Here is a 17,343-nt window from a genome sequence, read left to right on the forward strand (position 1 = left end):
TTACTTCACCTCCACATTGAAATAGAATTTTTCTGCTGCATCTACTGGTTGAACCGCTAAATCGATGATAAATCCATCACGATCTTCATTGAGACCAATCACGATATCTGTTTCTGAGTTAAAGCCTGTAATGCCGCTGCCATCTTGAAGCTGTGTGAGATACTGCGTAATGAGTGTTTTCACAAGCTGCACACCATCATCTGATGCTGGAATGTCATTGCCATTGGCTTTACGTAATTTAATCAAATTTTTCAATTCAAACGTTAAATCATTGTTAATCGCATCAAGCACACGAATGATTTTGTTTTTCGCCATTTGCTGGTTCTTTTCAGCCGTGAAGCTTGTTAAGGAGTTAATATCTTTTTCAACGCTCACAGTACGGTCCCGGGCATCAAAGGTGAAAAGAAACTCCCCTTGTGATAATCTGTATTCTACTTGATCATTATCAAGGCGTTCTAATGTATCTACTGCTCCTTCGTATTCAACAAAGGTAAGTGACTGATTGAAGTTCGCTCCTGCACTTGCACCTGCGACCCATGCTGTTGTTTGTGCAGGCGTCAGTTCTGTTCCGTCTTCTAGAACAACACCGCTTGTGACATTGATGATCCCCTCTTGGTCAGCTGCATAATTGGCGACAACCCCTTGCACCTTACGTCCTTGCTTATCGCGTAAACGCTCGATAAATGAGGCAAAGGTTGCTTTTAATTGCTCGCTATTATCGACCGGAAGAGCAATGACATCAAAGTATTCTGTTTCGGCTGCTTCTAGGAAAGCTGTGTAATCTGCAACACTTGCCACACCATTTTTCCCGCCGCTTAGTGCCACACCAGCTGTGATAACTGCTTCACCTTCACCAGAAAATTGAACATATTTGTTTTTCACAAGATCTTTGACATCAGTCACAACCTGCTTATCGACAATATCTGTTCCAAGATAGGTGATAACGTCGCGCTTTGTGCTATCAAGTACATTTTCTGCGACTTGTACTGTGATCTCATTTCCTTTTAGGCCGCCATAATTTGCTGTAACCACAAAATTTTCAGCGATTTCGGCTTTGGCTGGCTCCCCTTCATTTAAGCGGTAAAGCAAGACTGTTTGTGCTTTTTTCTTTGCTTCACGGAAAAGAAGGAGTGACTTATCATCAATGTTGAGTCCGACCTTTTTATTTAAGTCTTCCATATTGGAAATGGAAATAAAGGTTTTTGGTTCTCCCCAGCTCATCACAAGAGGAAGTGCCACCGTACCTCGATCGCCTAAAGTAATTCGCTGCTCTGCTGTTGTTTTAAAATTAAAGTAAATGCCAGGACGCTTTTTCTCTGTTCCTGGTGTAAAAGTGCCTCCGTTCATCCTTTAAACCTCCTTGGACAAAAAAGCATCAATGTGCTTCTTTGCTTCTGTTTTTGTAATTGGTTGATGCTTGATATAAAAAAGAGCACCTTCAAGGATTTCTGGTTTTACCCCAAAAAGATCCTTACTGTGCTCTTTTAAGGCTTCAAATGAAAAGCCAAATTCTTTTTCTTCGCCAGCTGTTTGATCGAGCTGTGCTTTTTTAGTCTTGCTCACGTTTGATCACCCCATCTGAAAAATTGATATTTTCAAGGCTTGTCTGTTTGTCTCGGTTGTACCAATAGCTGCTATCCCACGTCAGGACAATCGCTGCTACGCCTTGATCTATGATTCTTGTTTCCACTCTTTTTATGCGGACATAATCATCAAGCACCTCTCCATCTTCACTCATCATCTGAATGATTTGACGATCAGCAAGCAATGCATCGACGACTGTTTCTGCTGCATCATGCGCTTTTTCTGTATCGATATGAAACACTTTCACTTGCAGCGAATAAGATTTCATAAAGGTAGATATCGTATCTGGACCGCTGATGACTGTCACTGGCGGCACATAAACAGACGGAACTTGAAAGCGCTCTGGCAGAAGACGATCATACATTGTTACAGGAAATTGTGTGTAAATAAAATGCATGATTGCCCCGACTTCTTGATTCATTCAATCACCTCCCAAAATGTCGATCGATCCAGCTTTGAAGCTTCCGATCTAGCGAATGTTCAAACATTTGCTCATAGAGCATGACAGCATGGTCCCAGTAGCCATTTCCATTCATCCATTGAGATGCAAGCATCATTCCTGTACTTGCATTCGGATCATATTCAAAGCGGCCACCAGCCCACCTGCCAGGGACCCATCTTCGCTCTCCATTTGAAGAAGTGGCATGTCCGTCATTGACGTATGAGGCATAATCTAGCTGCGTCCCCACTTCAAGCGTGAGACCGTCTCGTGAGATGAGGAAATGATTCTCCTTGTCACCTTGCCTAAAGGAGCTTAGAAGCCGGCCTGTATCGACAGCATTCTCCTTGATTAATTCATCCTGAATGATGTCTAAAAGCTGCAAGCCCTTCTCCTGTAACCATTCTTGATACTCCGCCTTTAAGCCGCCATCACACGCCGTCTTCAGCTGTGAAAGCAGCCGGTCAAGTCCATCAATTTTCATAGATGTTCCTTCCTGACTGCCAACACTTCAATGTGATGATTTTTCACTATTTTGGGCTGCTGTAATTTGAGTGAAACCCCGTTCCATACTATTTTGTCATGCAAGCGAATATCACTTGCTAAAGGAAAATGGACAAGATAGGACTGATAAATCACTGTATTCGGTTCTTCCTGCACGAGTGACTGGTTTTTTTCTATGACATAGCAAGAGAGATTTCTCAAGCTTGGCGCATCAGGATAAGTGAGTGTTATTTGCAAATCTCCAGGTGGAATCCCGAATTTCCCGCGGACAGCCTCCTCGTGTTCAAGGTGAAAAAGATCACAGCGATCCGTTAATAAAGATTGATAACTCATAATGATCTCACCTTTAATTTGGCACTGCCGCCAGTGAGCGATGGTTCAATGTAATCAACAAGCAGGGCATATACATAGGGCCTGCCTTTGACTTGTTCAGCTGCCTTCGCATATGAATAATCGCCCATTTTTTCTGACGTAAAGCCTTTCATCATAGATTCATCATCATTCAGCATGGCAAAGTATTGGGCCATTTTTAATAATGCGATCCTTGCTTTTTCAGGGAGGGGCTGATATTTTTCGTTTGTGAAATCGTGACCTACGATCTGAAATACTGCAGCTTCTGCTTCGATAATATCTGCTGTCAGTCTCTCTACAGATCGATTTTTCACACGATCAAATACAGAATAGGCTTGTACTTCCTCAGCAGAAATAATCATGGCCTGCCGTCACCTACTCTTTCACTTTCATCACTTTTGCTACAGCATCCTCTTCCTCAAATTTGCTGTCTAGCTTCGCTGTCAGGACAATAATAAACTTACGGCTGCGAATATCTTTTTCTACTTCAATACGAATATTGCGAGAAAAACCTACGATAATGTTTTTAGGGTGTGTCAGTAAAATATCTGATACGTCTGTTCCTGCTTCGTCATATGGCTGCATATTGGCAAGACCTTTGACCGGGACACCAAACGCAGAGGAAAGTCCGCCTTGAATTGCCGCATCTCCTAAGCCGGTCTGACGGTTTGCTACTTGATCCTTCCACTCGACCTCTAGACTTGGAGATGTGTAGAAACGGAAATCCTGAGGAACACGTAAATATTTTGATGGCATCGCTTTATAGGCTTGTTTGAACATTTGACGGCTAATTTCTGCTCCATTTGCATCTACAATATGAGATACTGCTTGTTTTCGTACGCCATCCATTTGAGCTAAAAACGGATCTGATGATGTTGTATCACCATTGACGATCAGCTCTTCAATATCTACCGCCGCTCGTTCTGCCAGCATTTGCATAACGGTCTGCTGAATCCCGTCTTTTTCAATATTGTTTTCAATGCTGTCGTAGGTCATGTGAATTTCTGCAATGACCTCTTTCGCATTTAGCTGGACAGTGCTTGTCGCTGGGACAACACGGTCTTTTGCATCAAGCGCTTTTCCTTCTTCTGCTGGGCGCAAAATACGCTGGCCGAAGCCGATTTTTTCGATTTTTTGTGAATCACTTTCCATCGGAATGATGCGTGCATCATTTAAAACGGTTGGTGTGTTTTGCATCATTCTAATGAATGTGTTGGATTGGGTTGCGTTCATGAGACCGCCGGTTTTTAAGCTGGCAAGTGTCATTTCAGCCTTGCGAATCAACTCTTGATTTCTCACACTGTTTCCTCCTTATTTAGGCTTATAGTAAGCCATCCCATATGGGCTTTGTCCTGTCGTTTTGTGTATCGTGGATTGTTTGTTTTGAAATGCCCCGCGCTTTTTCAAGCATGTGAATCCGCTCTGAAATAGGCAAAAGCTGCTGCTGAAGCACTTGGTGAATGGCTGCTTTTTCTCTGCTGGCTGATTTCTCTAATGAAGAGAGCTGATGACGAATCGGCGCAACCACTTGCTCCAGCACCTTTTGGACCGGTTCTTCTTCTTGACCTGTCTCTGGTTTTTCCGCTTGCTGTAAGACGTTTTCGATTGCCATTTTTGCTTTTTCCAGCTCGTTCACCTGATCCGCCGTCAATCCGGCATCTTGCTTTTGAACGGATGCTGGCCTTTCGCCAATCGTTTGAAGCACATCATCTGTCTTCAAAACATCCTGCACCATTGGTATCAATTGTTCAAGCGCAGCTCTTACGCTAGACTCATCACCATCACTCGACTGTAAGGTTTCCAGCAGATGGTCTAAAACGCTCCAAAATTGTTGTGACATGTTTGCACCTTCCTCTTTCAAAAAGAAATTTTTCAGCAAAGAAAAAAGCCCTCTCTCATTCGTGCCTTGAGATAGGAGCTGATCTTGTTCTTCTATTGCCACGATGTCCGCCGTCCCAGCCATTGAGTAGCCTGTAATGTGGCCCTGCTGAATTTGATCCCAAATATCTTGTGAAGCCTTTGTCACAAGCACCCAAGATCCTTTTTGAATCAATTCCCCGCCTACTTCAAAATCCGCCGGGGCAATGTATGATTCAACGACTTCGCCAACACCATCTTGAAAATCATGCTGTTTGTCAATATGACGGGCATCCTTCATAAAACCGTGTGCCGCTCTTTCAATTTCCTTGGCTGACATAAAGTCTTGGTGTGCATCCAGTGTATTCGGTTCATACACGACACCATACACGAGGCGATGAGCATCTTCTGCCTTTGTGAGGACACTGATTTCCTTTTGAAAGTCAGGCTGCCTCTTCTTTGCTTTCATTAAAAAGAATTTCTTTTGGTTTGCTGCCCTGTCCACGTAGGAAACATGTGTAATTTTTGCGTTTTTTAATTCTCTTGGCATATGTTCACCCCCTTTCAAAAAGCTCACGTCCTTCTGTTTATTTCTCCAGCTGGTTCGGCTCTGATTGAGGCTGTTCTTCAGCTGATTTGATGCGGCTTTCTAAGGGCCGGTGATAGAACTCCTCTGGCCATTCCTCTAACGTTTTCCCAAGAATGCGTCCCGCCAGATCTCGCAAATCGTTTGGTGACACTGCCCCAGCTTGAATAAATGGCGTAAGAACCTTGGCGATCTCTAATGGATCTCTAAAATCAGGTCCATTTAATAGAAAGCGGACATGCCATATATCAAGGTCCGGCAGGAAAAGGGTATTAAGTTTCCCTGTAATGAGATGCCGCTCAGGCTGAAATACTTGCTCCTCTGTTGTTTTACGCGCAGTATCTGCTGTGGCTTTGTTATAGTCTTGAGACTCGCCAGTGTAAATAGGCGGCAGGCGAAAAGCGGAGCGTATTTTGTTCCTAGTTTTTTCGTCGTATTCTAAAAAGAGCGCATCCTCTTGCAGGATCTCTGCTAAGGATTTAAAGTTCACTTTGACATTTGATACATCTTCTTCACCTGTTAACCCTTTTTCCGTCGGAAGACCTTCTACTTCAAGCAATAAAAATTTATGGGCATGATCAGATCCTTCAATATCGTCCATATAATCCTGAAGCTGCTGATAGGACGATTCTGACAGCATTCCATTTTCGACAATAATGGCACCAGGTACATGCCGTCCTTGCTTAAAATAAAGATAGTTCAGTTCTTCTGCTTTGCGCGCTCCGTACATATTCACGATGTTGCCAATCCAGCGGGGCATCCCATACGTTCCACTGCCGATTTTAAAATGGATCACTTCTGTTGCTTGAAGCGGCTCTGGCGTGGTGTCATCGTATTTGCCTGTTTCACAATTTAAAATGCGCGGATCACCATACTCCTTAAAAAAGACTTTCTTTTCATTGATCACCTGCACATATTTTCGGAATCGTTTCTTTCGATTCATCGTCTTCAACTCGCCGTTTTCTGTGTATCGGAATTCGACGTCGACTGGCTCACTCAGCTTGCAAATGCGGATATGGAGTGCATCTAAATACTCGATTCCTGCCGGCTTTCCTTGTCCATTTCGCAGCACCTCTAAAAAACCATTGCCCGTTTTCTCTCGGTCTTCGAGGACATAGCCAAGAATCACATCGGCAGACTCATCATAGTTCATGTATCTTGTAAACTCTTCAAGTCTTGTCCATTCCTTCTCTGCGGTCTTCTTTTTTGCCGGTTTCACACCTTCTGCATTAAAGTCAAAGGCGTATTCCACACCAAAACCAAAGCCTAAAATGTTTGTTTTATAGGCATCAATACATTGCTGAAGAATGGTCGAGTACTCTGCCATGCTTTTTAATTCATTGATATTGTAGGGCGGGGGTACAATGTCATCTTTTTCATAGGAAAATTCATCTTCATACATTTGCTTTGTGTGATCAGACATGTTTGCCTTCATAATCGTTGCTTTCATTTGTTTCATTGTATGGACCTCCTCTCTCTGTTTGGACGGACACGCTCCGAGGCGGTCTGTTTCAAATCCGTCACTTCATAATCATCCAGCGCATACCAGATGGCTGATAATGTGTGCGGATCGATCTGAAATTCATCTTCCTCGAGGCGTCCGTCCTTATCTGCCTTATAGGTCAGTGATTGAAGTTCATAGATTGTGTACGGACAAGCATCAGAGCAAATGATTTTCTTAAACCGTTTGATCTTTTTTGTATACTGCAAACGTGAGCCCTGGAACTTATGCCCTGCCACCATTTGAAATCCACGCTGCCGAAAATAGTGAATGGTTTTAGGCTCTGCTGCGTCTGCTTTGATGAGTTCCTTTGATTCTACAAACTCTTTCAGATCAACGGCTGTTTCATCATCTGTTTTCCCGCGGTCGTAATATTCCCAATAAATATATAAGTACTTTTTTTCAGGATCGACGGCTAACCGAATTAACGCATTGTACGATTCAACAAAACCAAAATCCATCCCTGCTCGTTTCAGCGGTCTTTCAATCTGCTGAATCGCTTCTACTACGTCAGAATGGCTTCTTACCTCAAATTGAGGAAAAACCTTTGTGCCATTGATCCCGAAAAATCCCTTCCTCGCAATTCGATAAAGGTCCGGATCGTATTCTTTCAGCTCATCCAGCTGCTTCACATAGCTTTTAGGCAAAAACAGGTTATCTTCTGCCGTCGAGTGGTGATAGTACGTATCCTTGATAACGACAGTGCGCTTTTTGTATAATGTCTCGTCATCAAGAACAAATCGCTTCAGCTGTTCATCTCGAAAGAAATGTCTGTACGTCCAATTATCCTGACCAACGGGATTGGTCGATAACATCATATAAAGAGGTAAAGCCGGGTGCCTCAGCCTTCCAAGCAGCTCTTTAAAGCCTTCATAAGAAACCTCTGAGCACTCCTCAATCCAAATGATCGAGATATTGTTGATCGACTTCAACTTCTCAGGCTTGTCCAGCCCTTTAAATAAGATGCTGCTGCCGTTTCGAAACGTTAGTACCAGCGGCGAACTGCGGCACTTCACCACATGATCGATGCCAAGATCGCTGACGATTTCTTGTAATAGAGAAAATGTCGACTCTCGGTGCGTATCATACACCTCTCGAATGACAAGTGCTGTCCGCTTTTCTTCAAGGAGTTTTAAGATCAGTTTCAAAGCAATGTGATAGCTTTTGGATGAGCCATAGCCGCCTACTAAAAATTGAAACTTTTGCTTCCAATCGAAAAGAAAGTGTTCAAAGTGAGGATTGACTTCTTTTTCAATCAACGTCATGAATCGTCCTCTTTTCGCTTGATCATGATGTGAAGATCTTCCTCTTTTTCTTCACGCACTGCTTTTTTTGCTTTTTCGATCGTCAGTTCGATTTGCTTCAGCCTTAATCTTCTTTCATCCTTCGCGTGAGCGAGCTCTTCAAACTGTTTAATGAGACGTCTCAGCTCCCCCATTGCACGAGATTGGGCATTTAAAAAAGTGGCATGCCGATCCCATGAAAATTGAAACGAATATTCTTCTGCTGTGATTTTTGGTTCTGGCTGAATGCCTTCTACTGTTTCTTCCTCTAATGAAGAGGGCATGTATGTTGCCTTTTTCAGCTCTTTGATCATGTCCTTTTGATCTGCGACATACATGATTCGCTGCGCGCGAATAATGGCTGCGTATTGAATTTGAATTTGGTCCCAGATGATATCAAGTGATGTGCGTCCACCCATTTTCTCCATGATTTCAATCGTTTCCTCCGAAAGAAATTGATTGAAGATCGAGTGCGCCTGCTTTGCTGATGTTTGTTGTCTTTGCCAGCCGTATCGTCTTTTCCATGATTTGACGGTATGGATGGAGACGTTGTAATGATCAGATATCTGCTGGTACGTCATCCCTTTCATATAATCTTTCTTTGCTTGCATCCGTTTATCTTTCATCTACATTCACCTGCCGCCTCCTTTTAGTTCGAATGATTCCCTAAAAAGGAATCATTTCAGCGTGTAGACAAACCCTCGCATTCGTTGTCAGGTCTGCGCTCCGGTGCCCACGAATGTCAAATTCGCTCCGCTCCGGTGCTCGTCCTTCCTAGACTTCAAAGGTTTTCTATCACGCTGAAAAGAAGACAAAGGGCTAAAATAAAGATCATTTTAGCCCTTTGTCAACAATCTGGAATGATTCCCTAAAAAGGAATCATTTGTGTAGGTCTAGCAAACATCCGTTTGGTCTTTCTAACTATAGGTGGCAACTGTAAGACAAGCTCTGATTGATTGATTTTCTAAAGAAAAAATGCCTATTCAGCAGCTTTGAATAGGCGTTCTTGCACTTTTTTGGACATTTTGGTCCGAGCTCTTTCCATATGTTTTTGTACAGTTCCTTTCTTGACATCTAGCATGATCGCAATCTCGCTAAACGATAGTCCCTGCGTTGTGTGCATAAAGAATACGTCCTTCTCTCGATCTGTTAAAACAGACAAAGCTTCGTCAATTCGTTTTTTGTCCCGCTCACTTACCTCTCTTTCTTTCTCTTGAATGAGGGTATATTCATGTGATAAGGCCTCTAATACTTCTGAATTTGCAAGAATAGTGCGCTGATAAACAGAACGTCTGTCTAATCCCCTGCGCGCACCTGGCTCTCTGCCGATTTGAAGCCAGTCCACAACGTATTCTAGATCGCTTACCATACTGGCGATCATTTTTTGATCATGCTTGTCTTGATCTGACAGCTGCTGGTCTTCTTTTTCTCTAAATCGTTCATATCGTTTTCTGGCATCCTTTAATGCTCTTTTATATTCGATCAGTAAATCTTGCATATGTGCTCTCTCCCTTTTTTAAGAAAATAAAAAACGGACACCAATCAGCCCCTTTAAGTAGGGTCTTGATCAGTGTCCGCAGGCTTTCCGTCTTGGACTTATGATGTTGTGAATTGTTCATCAGGCTAGCTGATTTTAAAACCAATCTCGTGATCCACTCTTGCAAAATGCCCTTTTGCCGTTTGAATAATGGTTTTTCCATGCTCAGGTACATCCATCATATAGGCCGTTCCTACATTTCCATCTAACACAATGACTTGAATCTTTCCTTTCTCCATTTCACCAACAAATGTCTGATTTTCTTGAATCAATAGTTGTTTTGGCTCATTCATATGCTTGTCTCCTTTTTGGTGATGACCTCATGCCGTCATCTACAGTATTTAAAATGATTTCAACTCTTGGGCGCATACTATAAAACTGAGAAACTCTTAAATCCACAATCTGTAGAGGGACTTCGTCAGCGATGGAGCGAAGTGCTTCTTGAATATGCTGTAGACTTGGCTGAAAGATACTGACGTGCACCGGACGTATCAAGCCTTTTTCAGCATATACACGCTTGTTTTGGCAGTCAGCTATGTCGAGCGGCATGTTGTCAAATAAACGTATCTCCAGTGATAGTGCGCCTTTTATTTTTTGCGGGCATTGCGCTTTTGCCGCTGCTTGAATTCTTTTCATGAACGTCTGTTTTGTTAATAAATGCTCTGTCTCAATGATGAAATGGATGACCATGTTACGATCTCCCGTCATCCTTTGCCCACTGCCTGATGTCTTGTTCGTTTTGACTCGCTTTGAGCAAGCATTTCATAAATGTCATGATTTGCTTCAATCGATTCATGTCGCTCTGATCCCCTCCTTATTTGCATCAGCGGCTTTGGCTGCCATAAGGATCAAGTATGTCTGCTTCTCTTCTGCCGTGGCGAAAACAAACATCGGTTCCTTATGATGAAAGGCGATCCAGCCGCCAGCTTGTACTAAACAAAGCTGTGCTTCTTTTCGAGCATTAAACGTCAACTGATGTCTGATCATCGTCATGTCCCTCCTGACTTTCCTCTGCCTCTGCTTGATAACCACATCGTTTCATCTCATATGACCAGTAACTTTTTGGGTATCCAAAGTCATTCATCTGCGTCACCATCGGATGTTCAATATTCATTCTGTTCGTCTCCCCTTTCCTAAACACAGTCCCCTTCTAAAAGTTACTCTTTTCGTGTAATTTTTGATCAAAAAAAGCTCCTGTACACCGGTATTTAACAGATCTGCAATATGCTTTGCTCTTTCTATGCTGGTCTTCGTTCTGCCCAATTCTATATTCACATAGCCGCACGTCTACTTATAGCCAAGTTTCATCTTCCCACCTCTTACTCAATATGTGTAAGTTATATTCATTATGATAATATACACGAAACGAGTAAGTCAATCACATTTTTATTCTTTTTGTGTATTTATTTATCTTTTCCGTGTAATTCATGATAAAATTTACACATAATATGAAAAAAGGTGTTTCCAATGGATAATTTGACTGGAAAGATTTTAACTGAATTAAGAGAGAAGCATGGATGGAGTAAGTCAACCGTTGCTAAAAAACTCGGATTGAAGGCGATGTCTACCTATGCAAACTGGGAATATGGATTGAGAAAACCCGACGGTGAAATGATTGTGAAAATCGCCGAGCTATACGGAGTCTCAACAGATTATCTCCTCACAGGTAAAGACAAAAGCGGAACTGATTACGATCTTGCAGACGATCCTGATTTGCAAATTGCGTTTAAAGCTGCCTCCGATTTTTCCGAAGAAGCACGAAGACAAACCATCGACTTTATTAACTACATTAGAGAGAAAGAGAAACAAAAAGGCCGTCAGCCAAAACAGCCAGACGACGATTGATGATCTCTTTTCATAAAGCATTGCATTGCTGGGTATGTGCCCAGCTTTTTTTATGCCTCTTTTTCCATAAAAAAGAGAATGACATATGAATAAAAAATCATGTGTTTTTTGATTATCTCGTCTTCAACGCGGGTCTGTAACTGTTTTTCACTATAATTCACAGGGTGAGCTTGTATCAACTATATTACTGTTCGTTAAGATCAATCTTTACATATCAAAAGGCGATGACTTCATGTTCATCGCCTTTTGATATTTTTGATTTGGATTCACTTGCGTCATTCATCCAGTACTTGCCATTGCCTATCCATTATGTTAACTTTTAATAAAAATAAGTTAACATATTGAGAGGGGCTATTTATGGGAAAGCAAATGTCTTTATCTTGGGAAGCGATAGCGGAGAAAGCGATGAAAAATGAACCGATCACGATGCAGGAGGGTCTAGACATTCTTGAAGCGGACGATGGAGAATTGTTACCTATTATGCATGCAGCCTATCAAGTGCGTTTTCATTTTTTTCAAAAAAAGGTGAAGTTGAATATGATTTTTAACGCCAAAAGCGGATATTGTCCTGAGAACTGCGGATATTGTTCACAGTCTATGATTTCAAAAGCACCAGTTGAAAGATATACAATGCTTGATCAAAAGACTATTGTGGACGGTGCACGCGAGGCACTAAAAAGAAAAGCAGGTACATATTGTATTGTGGCAAGCGGGAGAGCACCCTCGCACCGGGAATTAGATGAAGTGACTGCGGCAGTTAAGGAGATTACTGAGACGATGCCTTTGAAGGTGTGTGCCTGTCTTGGGTTATTAAATGAAGACAAAGCGAAGCGGCTGAAGGAAGCTGGTGTCCATCGATATAATCATAATATTAATACACATCATGATCATCATACTCAAATTACGACGACTCATACATATGATGACCGCGTGTCGACCATTGAGCGGGTCAAACAGTCTGGTATGTCACCTTGCTCAGGTGTCATTATTGGGATGGGTGAAACGAATCAGCAAATTGTTGAAATGGCTTTTGCGCTAAGAGCACTTGATGCGGATTCAATCCCCGTCAACTTTCTTCACGCAATCGAAGGAACTCCACTTGAACATCAAGAACGGACACACCCGATAAAAGCGTTGAAGGTTTTGGCGCTGATGAGATTCATCAATCCAACAAAGGAAATTCGAGTATCAGGAGGTAGAGAGTTTAATTTACGGACACTCCAGCCGCTAGCACTTTATGCGGCGAATTCCATCTTTGTAGGCGATTATTTAACAACAAAGGGCCAGCAAGTACAAACGGATCATCACATCATCGAGGATTTAGGTTTTGAGATCGAAGAATGTGCATTATAAAAAAAGTCTGCCGATGGCTCGGCAGACTTTTGACGATGAATTAGAATCTTTTATGGAAATCGACAGTACCGCTGCCTTCTTCACGGTCAAAGCTGCCAACAAAGGTCCAGTTAATATATCCGCCGTCACCATTGTTGACAAACGTACCATCTTCAAATACCCAAATACCAAACGTAATACCGTCATATTCAACACTATCATAATAGACAACATTGTTCAGCCCGCTAAAGTCATGGTCTTGGCTTAAGTTTTGGACAACCACATTATAGTTTTGACCTGCTTCATAGAATGCACTATAAGCCGCATTTTTTACAAAACCATCCCGATTTTGAGATGTTTTCACTGCTTCTTCAATTTTATCGGCAATGGCTACTGGATCAATGGATACACTTCCATCAACACCTGTTGTTGTAGCAGCTTCAGCCGTTTGACCAAAAGTCGTAAGAGATAGAGGGACAGCAACCATTGAAGTAGCGATCACAGAACCGACAAAAAATTTGCTTGTTTTTCTCATTATTTCTAACTCCTCCTTTAATTGGTATGTTCATGTACTACCCCTTCACTTGTCTCTTAAACACTAATTTTTGAAAAAAGTTCATTTTCTACCAATTAAGAGGGTGATTTTACTGTTTAAAAGGGGCGAAACAACAAAAAACTACTCTTTTTAAAAGAGTAGTTTACATCATTACATAAACAGGATAAATAAAATCAGACCTAGGATAATTCGGTATATCGCAAAAGGCACCAGTTTGATTTTATTGATCAGTTTTAGGAAGAATCGAACAACAAAGAGAGCTACAATAAACGCACTCACAAAGCCGACAATAAAAAATGGAAGCATATCTGTTGTTAAATATTCGGCATTTTTCACGAGTGTTAAGAAACTTGCTCCCGCCATAATCGGCATCGCCATGATAAACGTAAAGTCAGCTGCAGCTCGGTGGTTCAGACCAAGAATAACGCCGCCTGCGATGGTAGAACCTGAACGCGAGAAGCCAGGCCATAATGCCAAACATTGAAACAGCCCGATATAAAGTGCCTGTTTGTACGTCATGTTGTCCACAGAGCTTGTTTCTGTTTTACGTTTATTGATCCAGTCAGCGATAAGCATCAGCACCGCCCCTAAAATCAAACCGACAGCGACCGTTCTGACGTCAAACAAATATTTATCAATATAATCTTCAAATAAGAATCCTAAAATGACGGCTGGGACGAGTCCAACAGCAATTTGAGCAATGGTCAGCTTATGTCCACTGCGCTTTTGTTCTTCTGTGATATTTTTCTTTAAGCCTAACAAGTTCAAAATACGATCTTTGAACACGATCATTACAGCTAGAATAGAGCCTAACTGGATCACGACTTTAAATGTGTTTGCTGCCTCTGGCGTAATAATTTCCTTCGATTTTAACCAAAGATCATCGACAATGATCATGTGCCCTGTAGATGAGACAGGTGCATACTCTGTTAACCCCTCGACAATTCCTAAAACCAGTGCCACGAATAAATCCCATAAATTCATGATTTTCTTTCCTTTCAATTCTGATCTTTTGAACAGGCAAACCATCTATGTCCACATAAAGATAAGCTTTCTGTTTCGAAAGCTCGTCTTTATGATACTATATTTTTTTCAAAAAAAGATTATGACATCAAACCTTTTCTTCTTTATACAAATTGGATCGCATTTTGAACCAATCAAATAAGTGGGTCGTGATGACTTTCAGAACGGCGTACGTCGGAATAGCGACAATGATGCCGATCACGCTGAACAATTTACCAGCTGTTAAAAGAACAAAAATGATGGTAACCGGATGGATATGAAGGTTTTTCCCCATGACCTGCGGAGAAATGAATTTCCCTTCAATCAGCTGGACAACCGTCCAAACAATGATCAATTTTAACAGCATAATTGGTGACGTGACAAGGGCAATCACAATCGCTGGTGTAATGGCAATCGTTGGGCCCAGATAAGGAACGACACTTGTACATGAGGCAATGAGGGCCAGCAGTAAGGCGTAGTCTAAACCGATAATCATGTATCCAATTAAGAGAAGAACACCGATACAGAAGCTGACAATGATCTGCCCGCGAATATATGAGCTAAGGCGATGATTCATTTCATGCAGCACGATATGTGTATGATCTCTTAGCTTATTCGGAATAAATTTCAAGAAATAGTCCGGCAATTTTTTGCCGTCTTTTAATAGGTAAAATAGAATGAATGGGACTGTGACAATCGAGATAATGATTTCAGTCAGCGCACCCAAAAATGTCCCTACACCGGTGAAGGTGCTTTCCAAAATACTTGTCGCTTGGGTTGACGCTTTACTGGCTAATTCAGACACATTAAAGTTCATCGTATTTTGCACTTGATTAATGAAGTTGCTGCCTGTTAATTGTCTAATTTGATCTTCTACCGTATCGACGTATTTCGGAAGGTTATGAAACAAACTCATGGTTTGCGCTTGTAAGAAAGGAATAATGGACACAATGGTCACTGTCATAACGCCAATAATGACAAGATATAAAAGCAAAATCGAATAGATCCGCTTGATTCTAAATCTCTCTAACAAGTTGACAACCGGATTTAATAAATAATACACAACCCCCGTTAGAATAATCGGTAAGGCAATGGTTTTGACGAGTACAATGAGCGGTATGAAAATAAAAGATGTTTTCATGAAAACAAGGATATTCAATCCGATTAATAGCAGGACGAGTAAAAAGAGAACAAACTTGTTATCAAGAAAGAATTTTCTAAATCGACTGCTCCACATTTGCATAGAATTCATATCGTTCCTCCAAACACGGGCTATTTTTTAGTAAATTGTACACTACTTGATCATGATATGGTGATCATTGTTTTAGCTTTTTTTCCAATCTTGCAATGGACATTGCCCATAAAATCAGAATCGGTTGTCCAATGAGCCTCATCCATAGCATGGCTCGTTCTGTGCTCTCTTGACCTGGAAATGGAATCCCCTCTCGCGCCGCAAATAGGTTTGCTGGGAAAATGAGTACAAGATAGACAGCAATCCCTTTTGCTGCCGCAATCCTGACGTTTGGCAGAAGCAGTAGAACTGCCAGCAGCCATTCCAAGCAAGCAGTAGCATAGACCATCACATAGGGAAATGGCCAGCCATTCATCATGCGGGCAAAGCCGCCTGGCTCTATCACATGAAAAACACCGGCTGCTATGAATAAAAGCGCAAAGACGTATGTACTTCCTATATGCAGGATGCGCTTCATGTTCGTTTCCTCCTCTCCCTTCTTTCTGAGTATTACCCGAATGAAGGAAGAAACTACCCACTTTTCGTACATTTATATCCTTTATGTAAGACGCATCAGCCTAGATAAAGGTTTCATCCGCTTTTCAATAAAAAGAATATTCTTTCATACAAACGCTTTCAAAGCATGTATAATCAGAGAAAAGCAGAAGGAGGGAATGACATGATTCGATTTGCTGTCATCGGAACGAACTGGATTACAGATCGCTTCTTACAGGCTGGTGAAGGAATTACGGATTTTACATGCACAGCCGTCTATTCACGTTCCGCTGAAAAAGGACAGGCATTTGCAGAAAAGTACGGAATTGATACGGTCTTTACCAGCTTACAGAAAATGGCGGAAAGTGATGCGTTTGATGCTGTATATATTGCAAGCCCAAACGCCCTTCACAAAGAGCAAGCCATGTTGATGATGGAGCATCAAAAGCATGTTTTATGCGAAAAGCCGTTAGCCTCCCATCGAAAAGAAGCTGAACAGATGATTGCCGCAGCGAAAAAACATCAAGTTTGTTTAATGGAAGCAATGAAAACAACATTTCTACCAAATTTTCTTCAAATCAAACAGCACCTGGATCAACTAGGTCCTATTCGGCAAGTGGTCGCCCATTACTGTAAATATTCCTCAAGATACGACGCCTACCGAGACGGTGAGATTCCAAACGCCTTTAAGCCGGAATTATCTAATGGCTCTTTAATGGATATCGGTGTGTATCTCGTCTTTCCAGCCATTTATTTATTTGGCCTGCCAAATCAAATCACAGCGAGAGGCTATAAGCTTTCTTCTGGGGTGGATGGGAGCGGCTCATTACTTTTACAGTATGACGGGCATCAAGCACTTCTTTTTCATTCAAAAATCTCAACGTCCCACTTATCTGCTGAAATTCAAGGAGAAGATGCCACAATGGTCATTGATCAATTCCACCGTCCTTCTCGTATCACGATCCATGATCGTCATGGACATCAAACCGACATCTCTCTCAAAGATGATCAGCCAGCCATGTATTATGAAATTGATCATTTTATTGAGTGTATTCAGCAAGGAAAGGGACAGTCTCCGGTCAATGCATTTGCCTTATCTGTTCAAACCATATCCGTCATGGACGAAGCGAGAAGGCAAATGGGCATTACGTATCCTGCCGACAGACACACTTAATGGGGCATGAGATGATGAACAAAGGGCGACAATGATGTTTATTTTCGCCCTTTGTTTTTCGTTCAG

The 17,343-nt window shown here is 41.8% G+C and carries 23 protein-coding genes; 3 read left to right on the forward strand and 20 right to left on the reverse strand.

The genetic code is table 11. The annotated features are described in order from the left end of the window. From NPA43_RS13945 to NPA43_RS14020, 16 genes are all read right to left on the reverse strand, one after another. Nucleotides 1-1,347, reverse strand: coding sequence for a phage tail sheath family protein (locus NPA43_RS13945; protein WP_099727149.1), 1,347 nt, complete (start codon nt 1,345-1,347; stop codon nt 1-3). 3 nt (nt 1,348-1,350) lie between these two features. Beyond that, nucleotides 1,351-1,563: a YqzN/YkzM domain-containing protein gene (locus tag NPA43_RS13950; protein ID WP_034317333.1), complete on the reverse strand. Its 213-nt coding sequence runs from the start codon at nt 1,561-1,563 to the stop codon at nt 1,351-1,353. Next, nucleotides 1,550-2,005, reverse strand: a complete 456-nt coding sequence (locus NPA43_RS13955; protein WP_256498963.1) for a phage tail terminator family protein — start codon at nt 2,003-2,005, stop codon at nt 1,550-1,552. Before NPA43_RS13955 ends, NPA43_RS13950 begins: the two co-directional genes overlap by 14 nt. 4 nt (nt 2,006-2,009) lie before the next feature. Continuing rightward, nucleotides 2,010-2,507 (reverse strand): HK97 gp10 family phage protein, encoded by a 498-nt coding sequence (locus NPA43_RS13960; protein ID WP_256498964.1) that lies wholly within the window; start codon nt 2,505-2,507, stop codon nt 2,010-2,012. Then, entirely contained in the window at nt 2,504-2,860 is a 357-nt protein-coding gene (locus NPA43_RS13965; protein WP_256498965.1) for a YqbH/XkdH family protein, read from the reverse strand. The genes NPA43_RS13960 and NPA43_RS13965 overlap by 4 nt, the downstream gene beginning before the upstream one ends. Continuing rightward, the gene (yqbG, locus tag NPA43_RS13970; protein ID WP_099727145.1) at nt 2,857-3,240 is read right to left on the reverse strand and encodes a protein YqbG; all 384 of its coding nucleotides are present in this window, start codon (nt 3,238-3,240) and stop codon (nt 2,857-2,859) included. Before yqbG ends, NPA43_RS13965 begins: the two co-directional genes overlap by 4 nt. 13 nt (nt 3,241-3,253) lie before the next feature. Beyond that, complete coding sequence (locus tag NPA43_RS13975; RefSeq protein WP_099727144.1) at nt 3,254-4,177, reverse strand: phage major capsid protein; 924 nt, start codon at nt 4,175-4,177, stop codon at nt 3,254-3,256. 22 nt (nt 4,178-4,199) lie between these two features. Continuing rightward, a complete protein-coding gene (locus NPA43_RS13980) occupies nt 4,200-5,285 on the reverse strand; it encodes an XkdF-like putative serine protease domain-containing protein (protein WP_256498966.1) in 1,086 nt (361 codons plus the stop codon). 37 nt (nt 5,286-5,322) lie between these two features. Continuing rightward, entirely contained in the window at nt 5,323-6,780 is a 1,458-nt protein-coding gene (locus tag NPA43_RS13985) for a phage portal protein (RefSeq protein WP_256498967.1), read from the reverse strand. After that, on the reverse strand, nt 6,777-8,087 hold the full coding sequence (locus NPA43_RS13990) for a PBSX family phage terminase large subunit (protein ID WP_256498968.1): 1,311 nt from the start codon (nt 8,085-8,087) through the stop codon (nt 6,777-6,779). The genes NPA43_RS13985 and NPA43_RS13990 overlap by 4 nt, the downstream gene beginning before the upstream one ends. After that, on the reverse strand, nt 8,084-8,731 hold the full coding sequence (gene terS / locus NPA43_RS13995; RefSeq protein ID WP_230030835.1) for a phage terminase small subunit: 648 nt from the start codon (nt 8,729-8,731) through the stop codon (nt 8,084-8,086). Before terS ends, NPA43_RS13990 begins: the two co-directional genes overlap by 4 nt. A gap of 353 nt (nt 8,732-9,084) precedes the next feature. Further along, nucleotides 9,085-9,603 carry a sigma-70 family RNA polymerase sigma factor gene (locus tag NPA43_RS14000; protein ID WP_230030834.1) on the reverse strand — a complete coding sequence of 173 codons (519 nt, stop codon included), beginning with the start codon at nt 9,601-9,603 and terminating at the stop codon, nt 9,085-9,087. A 125-nt stretch (nt 9,604-9,728) separates the two neighbouring features. Beyond that, complete coding sequence (locus tag NPA43_RS14005) at nt 9,729-9,935, reverse strand: XtrA/YqaO family protein (protein ID WP_034317304.1); 207 nt, start codon at nt 9,933-9,935, stop codon at nt 9,729-9,731. Next, the gene (locus tag NPA43_RS14010) at nt 9,928-10,332 is read right to left on the reverse strand and encodes a holliday junction resolvase (protein ID WP_249705104.1); all 405 of its coding nucleotides are present in this window, start codon (nt 10,330-10,332) and stop codon (nt 9,928-9,930) included. The genes NPA43_RS14005 and NPA43_RS14010 overlap by 8 nt, the downstream gene beginning before the upstream one ends. Before the next feature lie 102 nt (nt 10,333-10,434). Beyond that, on the reverse strand, nt 10,435-10,629 hold the full coding sequence (locus NPA43_RS14015; protein ID WP_256498969.1) for a hypothetical protein: 195 nt from the start codon (nt 10,627-10,629) through the stop codon (nt 10,435-10,437). Continuing rightward, on the reverse strand, nt 10,604-10,756 hold the full coding sequence (locus NPA43_RS14020; protein WP_180275504.1) for a hypothetical protein: 153 nt from the start codon (nt 10,754-10,756) through the stop codon (nt 10,604-10,606). The genes NPA43_RS14015 and NPA43_RS14020 overlap by 26 nt, the downstream gene beginning before the upstream one ends. A gap of 353 nt (nt 10,757-11,109) precedes the next feature. Here NPA43_RS14020 and NPA43_RS14025 point away from each other — a divergent pair, with 353 nt between their 5' ends. Together NPA43_RS14025 and bioB are read left to right on the forward strand one after the other, a co-directional pair. Beyond that, on the forward strand, nt 11,110-11,487 hold the full coding sequence (locus NPA43_RS14025; protein WP_099727137.1) for a helix-turn-helix domain-containing protein: 378 nt from the start codon (nt 11,110-11,112) through the stop codon (nt 11,485-11,487). Nucleotides 11,488-11,844: 357 nt separating this feature from the next. Next, the gene (bioB, locus tag NPA43_RS14030; RefSeq protein ID WP_099727136.1) at nt 11,845-12,840 is read left to right on the forward strand and encodes a biotin synthase BioB; all 996 of its coding nucleotides are present in this window, start codon (nt 11,845-11,847) and stop codon (nt 12,838-12,840) included. Between the two features lie 40 nt (nt 12,841-12,880). Here the strand turns inward: bioB and NPA43_RS14035 are convergent, their stop codons facing one another. The 4 genes from NPA43_RS14035 to NPA43_RS14050 all read right to left on the reverse strand — a co-directional run bounded on the left by NPA43_RS14035 (nt 12,881) and on the right by NPA43_RS14050 (nt 16,086). Next, nucleotides 12,881-13,354 (reverse strand): stress protein, encoded by a 474-nt coding sequence (locus tag NPA43_RS14035; protein ID WP_099727135.1) that lies wholly within the window; start codon nt 13,352-13,354, stop codon nt 12,881-12,883. Nucleotides 13,355-13,525: 171 nt separating this feature from the next. After that, nucleotides 13,526-14,359, reverse strand: a complete 834-nt coding sequence (locus tag NPA43_RS14040; protein ID WP_099727153.1) for an undecaprenyl-diphosphate phosphatase — start codon at nt 14,357-14,359, stop codon at nt 13,526-13,528. A gap of 127 nt (nt 14,360-14,486) precedes the next feature. Next, on the reverse strand, nt 14,487-15,629 hold the full coding sequence (locus NPA43_RS14045) for an AI-2E family transporter (protein ID WP_099727134.1): 1,143 nt from the start codon (nt 15,627-15,629) through the stop codon (nt 14,487-14,489). Between the two features lie 64 nt (nt 15,630-15,693). Next, complete coding sequence (locus NPA43_RS14050; RefSeq protein ID WP_256498970.1) at nt 15,694-16,086, reverse strand: DoxX family protein; 393 nt, start codon at nt 16,084-16,086, stop codon at nt 15,694-15,696. Nucleotides 16,087-16,287: 201 nt separating this feature from the next. Here NPA43_RS14050 and NPA43_RS14055 point away from each other — a divergent pair, with 201 nt between their 5' ends. Continuing rightward, a complete protein-coding gene (locus tag NPA43_RS14055; protein WP_099727131.1) occupies nt 16,288-17,277 on the forward strand; it encodes a Gfo/Idh/MocA family protein in 990 nt (329 codons plus the stop codon). Nucleotides 17,278-17,343 lie beyond the last annotated feature (66 nt).

Source organism: Bacillus pumilus (genome assembly GCF_024498355.1).
Lineage (GTDB): Bacteria > Bacillota > Bacilli > Bacillales > Bacillaceae > Bacillus > Bacillus pumilus_P.